The sequence below is a fragment of the Streptomyces fuscigenes genome, from assembly GCF_021556455.1.
GTDB lineage: Bacteria > Actinomycetota > Actinomycetes > Streptomycetales > Streptomycetaceae > Streptomyces > Streptomyces fuscigenes.
The window spans coordinates 1-9,679 of sequence record NZ_JAKGCV010000208.1 but is presented as its reverse complement, the minus strand read 5'-3'; the positions used below and the strand labels follow the sequence as shown (position 1 = coordinate 9,679).

7 protein-coding genes are annotated in these 9,679 nt (G+C 74.2%); 3 read left to right on the top strand and 4 right to left on the bottom strand.

Annotation, left to right across the window (positions count from 1 at the left end; translation table 11 throughout):
- Positions 1-181 precede the first annotated feature (181 nt).
- Entirely contained in the window at positions 182-1,084 is a 903-nt protein-coding gene (locus tag L1885_RS17280) for a hypothetical protein (RefSeq protein WP_235798024.1), read from the bottom strand.
- Between the two features lie 192 nt (positions 1,085-1,276).
- Between L1885_RS17280 and L1885_RS17275 the strand changes: the two genes are divergently transcribed.
- Complete coding sequence (locus tag L1885_RS17275) at positions 1,277-1,726, top strand: ATP-binding protein (RefSeq protein WP_235798023.1); 450 nt, start codon at positions 1,277-1,279, stop codon at positions 1,724-1,726.
- A gap of 112 nt (positions 1,727-1,838) precedes the next feature.
- Here the strand turns inward: L1885_RS17275 and L1885_RS17270 are convergent, their stop codons facing one another.
- Both L1885_RS17270 and dacB read right to left on the bottom strand, forming a co-directional pair.
- Positions 1,839-3,320 (bottom strand): aminopeptidase P family protein, encoded by a 1,482-nt coding sequence (locus L1885_RS17270; protein ID WP_235798022.1) that lies wholly within the window; start codon positions 3,318-3,320, stop codon positions 1,839-1,841.
- 218 nt (positions 3,321-3,538) lie between these two features.
- Positions 3,539-5,023, bottom strand: a complete 1,485-nt coding sequence (gene dacB, locus L1885_RS17265) for a D-alanyl-D-alanine carboxypeptidase/D-alanyl-D-alanine endopeptidase (RefSeq protein WP_235798021.1) — start codon at positions 5,021-5,023, stop codon at positions 3,539-3,541.
- 156 nt (positions 5,024-5,179) lie between these two features.
- Here dacB and L1885_RS17260 point away from each other — a divergent pair, with 156 nt between their 5' ends.
- Positions 5,180-5,677, top strand: a complete 498-nt coding sequence (locus L1885_RS17260) for an inorganic diphosphatase (RefSeq protein WP_235798020.1) — start codon at positions 5,180-5,182, stop codon at positions 5,675-5,677.
- 248 nt (positions 5,678-5,925) lie between these two features.
- Positions 5,926-7,566, top strand: coding sequence for a threonine/serine exporter family protein (locus L1885_RS17255; protein WP_235798019.1), 1,641 nt, complete (start codon positions 5,926-5,928; stop codon positions 7,564-7,566).
- Positions 7,567-7,747: 181 nt separating this feature from the next.
- On the opposite strand, the gene L1885_RS17250 is transcribed toward L1885_RS17255, so the two are convergent.
- On the bottom strand, positions 7,748-9,388 hold the full coding sequence (locus tag L1885_RS17250; RefSeq protein ID WP_235798018.1) for a DedA family protein: 1,641 nt from the start codon (positions 9,386-9,388) through the stop codon (positions 7,748-7,750).
- Positions 9,389-9,679: the final 291 nt, after the last annotated feature.

The following is a 9,679-nucleotide window of genomic DNA, read 5'->3' as shown; positions in this document are numbered from 1 at the left end:
GTCCGGGGGGGCGGGCGACGTGCGCGCGGGCCTCTCGGCGGGCGCGGGCGGGAACGTCTCGGCTGGGAACACTGAACTCTCCACGGTGGGTGAGGTGGTGGCGGGAGCCGCGTGCGGTCGCACGGCGGCAGCACGACGCCGCCCGCCCGTGCCGGGAAGCCGGGAACGGCGAGGGGTCGTGTCAGGCGGCGAGAGCGACCGCTGCCGGCGGCCCGCGCCTGATCACCGCGTGCTGGAGCGCCACCGTGGGGGGCTTCGCCGGTATGCCGTACGCGACCGGGGCCGGGCGGCGCGGCGCGGTGGCGCCGGGCAGCCCCGCGAGCAGGTGGCACGCGAGCGCGACCGCGGCCCGCAGCGCGCGCAGCGCCGCCGCGTCGGTCAGCGTCTCGGTGACCTCGCCGAGCCCTTGCGCGCCCTGCGCGGAGAGCTGGACGATCCGCCCCAGCGCGAGGTCGCCGCGGCGCAGCAGCCAGCCGGTGGCGAGCGCCGCCAGCAGGTGGCCCAGCACCATCGGCAGGGAGGGCAGCAGCCCCGAGAGATCCGACGAACCCGTCATGCCCGGCATCCCGGGCATGCCTGCCATCGACGCCATTCCGTGCATCCCGGGCATGTCTGCCATGCCGGTCAACACCCCGTGCCCCGCGCCGTTTCCGCCCTGCGCAGCGCCGGAAGCGGCGAGCACGTCGGCCGGCCGGATGCCGGCGTCGGTGAGGATGCGCACCGCCTGCGCGTGCGTGAGGCCGGGGCGCGCTCCGCACACGAGCGTCGCCGCGGTGCGCACGAGCACGTCGCCGCCGGCGCCTGCCGACACCGACATGCGCTGCTGCGCGAGCCCGAACAGGACGTGCAGGCCCAGTTGGCCCGCCGTCAGCGCGGCGACCGTCGAGGCCGTGCCGCGGGGTCTGCCCGCCAGGGGAGCCGACAGCGCGAACAGCGCGAGGAAGGCGGCCGCGACCGTCCACGCCGGGACGGCGGCACAGGCCGCGAGCCCGTGGCCGACGGCGGACAGCACGGCGCAGACCGCGGCGAACACCGCGGCCCTCAGCAGCCGTGCGCCGACAGCGGCGCGTGCGGGGGGAAGCATGGCGGCCCCATCATCCCACCGCGCCCTTCGGCCCGGTGGGGCAGGTCCGCAACGTCACGCTCTGCCCCATACACCGCGACCTGTCACGCACGCGTCGGCCGAATGAGCGCTTTACCACGGGACGCGGGCTTACGGAAGGCGGCAAGGGGCAATACGTAACGGTATGTCGAGCCGCGGCCAGGAGGCTGGAGCATGAGCATCTGGTGGTCTCTGCACTTGCGGCGCGAAGCTGCCAGCGTGCCGCTCGCGCGCCGCCTGCTGCTGGGCGCGATGGACACGGCCGGAGTCGACCCGGACATCTCCTTCGACCTGTCGGTCGCGCTCACCGAGGCCTGCGCCAACGCAGTGGAGCACGGTGGGAGCGGGCCCTGCGAGAGCGACGGCTACCGCGTCACCGCGTATCTGGACGGCGCGAAGTGCCGCATCGAAGTCGCCGACTCAGGACCGGGCTTCCCGGTCAGACGGGTCGTCAGGCACCCCGCTCCGCCGCCGTCCCCGACCGCGGAGAACGGCCGGGGGCTCGGACTGATCGAGGAACTCGCGGACCACGTCCACTTCCGCAACGGACCGGACCACGGCGCGGTGGTCAGCTTCGACAAGGTCCTGAAATGGCGCGAGGACGCCCTGCTCGGCGCGATCTGATCGCGGAGCGGAGCGTCCTCTCGCGTTCGCGGCCACCGGCCGCTGCCCGCGGCCGCCCGTGCCGGCCCCGCCGGCCGGGGGCCGCCGCCGGCGGTTCGCGTGGCGGGGCCGGTCAGGCCTTGCGCAGGCCCGCCATCCAGGTCTCCACCTCGGTGGAGGAGCGCGGCAGGCCCGCCGACAGGTTGCGGTTGCCGTCCTCGGTCACGACGAGGTCGTCCTCGATCCGCACGCCGATGCCCCGGTACTCCTCCGGCACGGTCAGGTCGTCCGCCTGGAAGTACAGGCCCGGCTCGACGGTCAGGCACATGCCCGCCTCCAGCGTGCCGTCCGCGTAGGCCTCGCGGCGCGCGGCGGCGCAGTCGTGCACGTCCAGGCCGAGCATGTGGCCGGTGCCGTGCAGCGTCCAGCGGCGCTGGAGGCCGAGTTCGAGGACCGAGTCGACCGGGCCCTCTAGCAGCCCCCACTCGACGAGGCGCTCGGCGAGGACCCGCTGCGCGGCGTCGTGGAAGTCGCGGTACTTCGCGCCCGGCCGCACCGCGGCGATGCCCGCCTCCTGGGCGTCGTACACCGCGTCGTAGATCCGGCGCTGGAGGTCGCTGAAGCGGCCGTCGACGGGCAGGGTGCGCGTCACGTCCGCCGTGTACAGGGTGTTCGTCTCGACGCCGGCGTCGAGCAGCAGCAGGTCGCCGGAGCGCACCGGGCCGTCGTTGCGCACCCAGTGCAGCGTGGTCGCGTGCGGGCCGGAGGCGCAGATCGAGCCGTAGCCGACGTCGTTGCCCTCGACGCGCGCCCGCAGGAAGAACGTGCCCTCGATGTAGCGCTCGCCGTTCGTCTCGGCCTCGGCCCGGTCGAGCACCCGCACGACGTCCTCGAAGCCGCGGACCGTGGAGTCCACCGCCTTCTGCAGCTCGCCGATCTCGAACTCGTCCTTGACCGCGCGGGCCTCGGACAGGAAGACGCGCAGCTCCTCGTCGCGCTCGGCGGTCACCTTGTCGGCGAGTGCCGCCTCGACGCCGGCGTCGTGGCCGCGCACGACCCGGACCGGGCCGGTGGCTTCGGCGAGGGTGCCCGCGAGCTTGCGGACGTCCCGGGCGGGCAGGCCCAGCAGCTGCTCGGACTCGGCGAGCGAGTGGCGGCGGCCGACCCACAGCTCGCCCTGGCCGTCGAGCCAGAACTCGCCGTTGTCCCGGTCGGAGCGCGGCAGCAGGTGGATCGACGCGGTGTGGCCGCTGTCGCCCACGGGCTCCAGCACCAGCACGCCGTCGTGCGTCTGGTCGCCGGTGAGGTACGTGTACTCCGTCGACGCGCGGAAGGGGTACTCCGTGTCGTTCGAGCGGGTCCGCAGGTTGCCCGCGGGCACCACGAGGCGCTCGCCGGGGAAGCGCGCCGAGAGCGCCTCGCGCCGGGCCACGGTCCGCGCGGCCTGCGGGATCGGTGCCAGGCCGTGCAGTTCGGTGTCGGCCCAGCCGGTCTTCATGTTCTCCGCGAGTTCGTCCGACACGGCGGCATACAGTCCGTTCTTCCGCTGCTTGATGGGCTTCTCGTCGGCTTCCGCCTCGGCGTCGGGGTTCACCCTGCCGCGCTCGTCGGACACGTCGTCTCCTCGGCTCCTCGCTACGACCACCGGGCTGTGACCACCGGCTCTCCGGTACGGCACCGGCCGGACCATCGTAAGGAGGCGCGCGGGCGCCCGGGGCGGTGCGGGTCCGGTTGTGAGAAATCCGTCGCCACCTGCGGCGGGGCGCGCGCCGGTGCTTCCCGGCGGCGCCGGGGGCGCGGAGCGGGCGGACGGGGGCCGCGGGGCGCCGCGGGTTACGGCAGCAGCGCCGTCGAGGCCTGGTCGAGCGCCTTCTCGGCCTCGGCCGGGGACGGCGTCGCGTCCGCCATGAAGGCGAACGCGAGCAGCCGCCCGTCGGCGTCCACGACGGTGCCCGCGAGGGTGTTGACGCCGGTGAGGGTCCCGGTCTTGGCCCGGATGAGCCCGTCCGCCGGGGCCGCCCCGGCGCCCTCGTACCGGTCCAGCAGCGTGCCGCTGAACCCCGCGACGGGCAGACCGGTCAGCACCGGGCGCAGCTCGGGGTGGTCGGGGTCCCCGTCGCGGGCCAGCAGCGAGGTGAGCAGGCCCGCGGTGACCTTGTCCTTGCGGTTGAGGCCGCTGCCGTCGGTGAACACCGTGCCGCCCAGCGGCATGCGGAGCTTCGAGAGCTGCTCCTTCACCGCCTTGGCGCCGCCCGCGAAGCTGGCGGGCAGGTGCTTGGCGAGGGCGGTCTGCCGGGCCATGGCCTCGGCGATGTCGTTGTCGCTCTCGGTCAGCGCGCGCTCGATGAGGTCCGAGACGGGCGCCGAGTAGCCGACGGCGAGGCGCCGCGCGTCCTTCGGGGCCTTCGCGGGGGCGGCCGCCTTCGTGGCGGTGATGCCGCGCGCGTGCAGCTGCCGCACGAACTCCTCGGCGGTGTCGCCGGCCGGGTCGCCGCTGCGCGGTGCCGGTCCGCTGGTGGTCGTGTCGAGGCGCCCCTCGTCGAGGGTGAGGGCCACGACGGGCGCGATGTTGTCGTTGGGACCGATCGGGTGCTGCCGGGGCCCCGAGTAGAGCGACACGTCGTAGCCGAGGGCGACCTCGTGCACGCCCTTGTCCCTGAGCGCGCGCGCCGTGGCGTCGGCGAGCTTCCCGAGGGCCTTCTTGTCGAGGCTGGGGTCGCCGCCGCCGACGAGGGTGATCTTCTTCGCGCCGTCCGCCGCCACCACGGTGGTCGGGATGCGGTGGTCGGGCCCGACGGCCGAGAGCGCGGCCGTCATCGTCGCGAGCTTCACGGTGGACGCCGGGGTCATGGGCCGGGTCGGGTTCTTCCCGTACAGCTGCCTGCCGGTCTCGACGTCCACGACGGAGGCCGTGGTGACGTGGCCGAGCGCGGGGCTGGAGAGCAGCGGGCCGAGGGTCCTGGCGAGGTTCATCGGCACCTCGCCGGCCTCCGCCCGGGTCCCGGTGTGCGCGTGTCCGGAGGCGCCGGAGCCGTCCGCGGTCCCGTCGTCCGCGGCCGCGTCGCCGTCGTCGCCCCCGAGGGCCTGGAGGACGGGGCCCGCGCTCGGCGCGGGGCGCGGGTCGCGCGCGGGCGCGCGTCCGGGCGCGGGCGCGCCGTGATGTGCGCCACCCGTTCGGTCCTGCCCGGCGGCCCAGGCCCGTTCGGCCTTACGCTGACCGTTGTCCCAGGGACCGGACACCGCCACGGCACCCGCGGCGACCAGCAGGCCGAGGACGACGGAACCCGCCGTGACCTGCCAGGCTTTCTGATCGAGCACGGCTGACCAGCCCCTTTCGCGATCACATGACCTCGTGGGGGACACTTAATCACTGCGTCACGCGGCGCGCTCGTCGCCCCTGTCCGGGTGGTGGACGCGAGGCCGCCGGCAACGTCACGTTCACAACCGCATGTCTTGATCTTGGAGGAACCACCCGTGGAGTTCGACGTCACCATCGAGATCCCCAAGGGATCGCGGAACAAGTACGAGGTGGACCACGAGACCGGGCGGATCCGCCTCGACCGTCGTCTCTTCACCGCGACCAGCTACCCGGCCGACTACGGCTTCGTGGAGAACACCCTCGGTGCCGACGGCGACCCGCTGGACGCGCTGGTGCTCCTCGACGACCCGACGTTCCCCGGATGCCTCATCAAGTGCCGCACCATCGGCATGTTCCGCATGACGGACGAGGCCGGCGGCGACGACAAGCTGCTGTGCGTCCCGGCGTCCGACCCGCGCGTGGAGCACCTGCGCGACATCCACCACGTCTCCGAGTTCGACCGCCTGGAGATCCAGCACTTCTTCGAGGTCTACAAGGACCTGGAGCCCGGCAAGTCCGTCGAGGGCGCCGACTGGGTGGGCCGCGCCGAGGCCGAGGCCGAGATCGAGGCCTCCCGCAAGCGCCTCGAGGCCCAGGGCGGCGCACACCACTGACGCACGGACCCCGCGGCGGCGTGCGGGCGCGCGCACCGCGGGCAGTGCGCCGGGGCGCGCGCGGCGCACGTTCCGCAGCGGTCTGAGCGCACAGTGAGCACCATCCCGAACGGGCGGCACGCCGGAGCACGGCGCGCCGCCCGTTCGCGTGCCGCGGGCGGATTCCCGGCGTGTCCGCGGCCATGTCCGTGGCCATACTGGGCAGACGCGGCAGGAGGCCGTGCGAGCAAGGAACGAGGGCAGGACGAGTGGCCGAGTCTGACGGTCCCGAGGACAGGAAGCCACCCGCGGACGAGCCGCACAGCGCTTTCACCCCGCCGCTCGGGTGGCCGCAGCCGCCGGTGCCCGAGGACGAGAACCCGACCTCGGAGTTCGCGGTGCCCGAAGGCGTGTCCACGGACGTGCCCCCGCCCCCGCCCTCGTACCCCCAGACGGCGGCGCTGTCCGCCTTCACCCCGGCCGAAGGCGTGCCGATGGTGCGGCTCACCAAGGAGACCCCCTGGCAGGACCGCATGCGCACCCTGCTGCGCATGCCGGTCGGCGACCGGCCCCTGCCGGAGATCGTCCAGCGCCACGACGTCACCGGTCCGGCCGTACCGCGCGTCCTCGACCTGACCCTGCGCATCGGCGAGCTGCTGCTCGCGGGCGGCGAGGGCGCGGAGGACGTGGAGGCGGCGATGTTCGCCGTGAGCCACGCGTACGGCCTGGAGCGCTGCGAGCCCAACGTCACGTTCACCCTCATCTCGATCTCCCACCAGCCGTCGCTGGTGGAGGACCCGGTGACCGCGAGCCGCGTCGTGCGGCGCCGCGGCACCGACTACACGCGCCTGTCGGCCGTGTTCGACCTCGTGGACGACATCACCAACGAGGACGAGGACGTCACGCTGGAGGAGGCCTACCGCCGCCTCGCCGCGATCCGCCGCAACCGCCACCCGTACCCCGGCTGGGCGCTGACGTTGGCGAGCGGCGTGCTGGCCGGCTCCGCCGCCGTCCTCGTCGGCGGTGACTTCGTGGTGTTCGTCGCGGCGCTCGTCGGCGCGATGCTCGGCGACCGGCTGGCCTGGCTGTGCGCCGGGCGCGGCCTGCCGGAGTTCTACCAGTTCGTCGTCGCGGCCATGCCGCCCGCCGCGATGGGTGTGGCGCTGACGGTGGCGGGCTCGGCGCTGTCCTGGGACGGCAAGCCGTCCGCGGTGATCACCGGTGGGCTGTTCGCGCTGCTGCCGGGCCGGGCGCTGGTCGCCGGCGTGCAGGACGGCCTGACGGGCTACTACATCACCGCGGCCGCGCGCCTGCTGGAGGTCATGTACTTCTTCATCGCGATCGTGGTCGGCGTGCTGATCGTGCTGTACCTGGGCGTGCAGCTGGGGGCGGAGCTGAACCCGGACAGCGCGCCCATGACGGGCTCGTCGAGGCCGATCATCCAGATCCTGGTGTCGGTGACGCTGTCCATGGCGTTCGCGGTCCTTCTGCAACAGGAGCGCCGCACGGTCCTGATGGTGTCGCTGAACGGCGGCGTCGCCTGGACGGTCTACGGCGCGATGCACACCACCGCGAACATCTCCCCCGTCGCCGCGACGGCCGTCGCGGCCGGCCTGGTCGGCCTGTTCGGGCAGCTGTTCTCCCGCTACCAGTTCTCCAGCTCCCTGCCGTACGTGACGGCGGCCATCGGCCCGCTGCTGCCCGGTTCCGCCACGTACTTCGGGCTCCTCGGCATCGCGCAGAACGAACTGGACCGCGGGCTCGCCTCGCTGTCCAAGGCGGTCGCGCTCGCCCTCGCGATCGCGGTCGGCGTGAACCTCGGCGGTGAGATCTCCCGGCTGTTCCTGAAGGCGCCGGGCGCGACCCGCGGCTCGGCCCGCCGGGCGGCCAAGCGCACGCGCGGGTTCTGAGCCGGCAGGCGCGGCGCGCCGGGAGACCCGGGAGCCGGTGCTGCTCCTCCGGGGCGGGGCCGGGTCGGCGCCGGGGCCCCGAGGCCGGCCCGAGCACGGGGGCCCGGTCTCGGCCGGCGGCCGCGGAATCGTGCCGGCCACCGGTCCGGTGGCGGTGGCGGTGGCGGTGGCGGTTGGGGCGTCAGTAGCGGCCGCGGTCCCGGGGATCCGTGCCGTCGTCGCCCTCGGGGCCGGCGTCCTGCCCGTGGCCGTGCCCGCGCCCCCGCGGATCCTGCTGGGGGTAGCCGTACGGATCCTGCTGCTGGGGCTGCTGGTACTGGGGCGGGTACGGCGCCTGCTGGGGCTGCTGATAGCCCTGCTGGCCCTGGTACCCCTGCTGCTGGGGCTGCTGGTAGCCGTGCGGCCCCTGCTGGTGGCCCTGCTCCCCCTGGTGCCCCTGGTGGTAGGGCTGCTGCTGGGGCTGCTGGTATCCACCGCCGCTCCCCGGCGGGGGGTACGCGGGCTGCTGCTGGGGCTGAGGGGCGTTGCCGTACGGCTGCTGGTGGGCCGCCTGCTGGTACTGCTGCTGCGGATACGCCTGGGGCTGCTGGGACTGGGGCTGCTGCGGCTGCCGGCCCGGGTAGGGCTGCTGGGACTGCTGGGGCTGCTGACCCGGGTACGACTGCTGGGGCCCCGGCTGCTGCCCCTGGTAGGGCTGCCCGGCTCCGGGATCCCGCGGGTCACCGTACGGCTGCTGCGCCGGCCGGGGCTGCCCGCCCTGCGGCCGCCCCTGGTACGCGTCGTTCCCGTAGCCGTACGTCTGCTGTCCCTGGTGCTGCTGGGGCTGCTGGGGCTGCTGGGGCTGCTGGGGCTGCTGGGGCTGCTGGTACGGGTAGGGGGCGTCTCCCGCCTGTCCGCCTCCGTAGGGCACCTGCGCGTACTGCTGCCGCCCGTCGCCGAAGCCGTTCGCGTCGCCGCTGCCGTTGCCGTTGCCGTTCGCGTCCCCGTACCCGTTGCCGTATCCGTTGCCGTTTCCCGGGGCGCCGTCCCGGCCGCCGCGGGCACCGGCGCCCGGGCGGCCCGCGGGGTCACCGTCGCTCCCGAACTCCTCGGCGTCCAGCGTGGGCATGGGCATGGTCGACGACGGGTCGCCCGGCCCACGCCCCTGCGGGCCTGCGCCGGGGCCGGCGGACGGCGACGGCGGCCGCTCGGCCTCCTCCTTGCGGGCCCTGCCCCTCGCCCGCAGGTACTCGATCGCGATCGGCACCACGGAGACCAGCACGACCGCGACGAGGATCAGCTCGATGTGCGAGTGCACGAACGCGACCTTGCCGAGCGCGGCGCCCAGCACGGACACGCCGATGCCCCACAGGCCGCCGCCGATCACGTTGTAGATGACGAACGAGCGGTAGTCCATGCGGCTGACGCCCGCGATGATCGGCGTGAACGTCCGCACGATCGGAACGAACCGCGCCAGCACGAGCGACTTGGGGCCGTACTGCTCGAAGAAGGCGTGCGCCTTCTCCACGTTCTCCTGCTTGAAGAGCTTGGAGTCGGGACGGTTGAAGAGCGAGGGGCCGACCTTGCGGCCGAACAGGAAGCCCACCTGGTCACCCAGTGCCGCCGCGATCCACACCAGCAGGCACAGCAGCCACAGCGGTGTGCCCAGCTTGCCGGCGGTCACCAGCAGACCGGCGGTGAACAGCAGCGAGTCGCCCGGCAGGAAGAACCCGATCAGCAGACCCGACTCGGCGAAGATGACGATCAGCAGGCCGATCACGCCGAACGTCGAGATCAGTTGGTCCGGATCCAACCAGCTGGGTCCGAGAGCGAGGTAGGTCACGGGTTCCGGACTCCTGGGTCGGTAGTCGGTGGAGCGTCGACGGCGATCCTAGTGACCGCTCGGGCGCGCACCGGCCGCGCCTGCGGCCGCTCCACGGCACGGTGCCCGCGCGGGCCCGGGGCCCGCGCGTCGGGTCGTGCGCGCACCAAAAGTATCAACGCCACGGCGCGACCCGTCGTTCCGCCCGCCGCGGCCGGGGCCCGGCTGGTACGAAGGCGGGACGGGAACCGGCGCGGCGCGGGCCCGGCCACTCCGCCGCCGGGCCCGGACCGCGCGGAGGCTGTCCGGAAG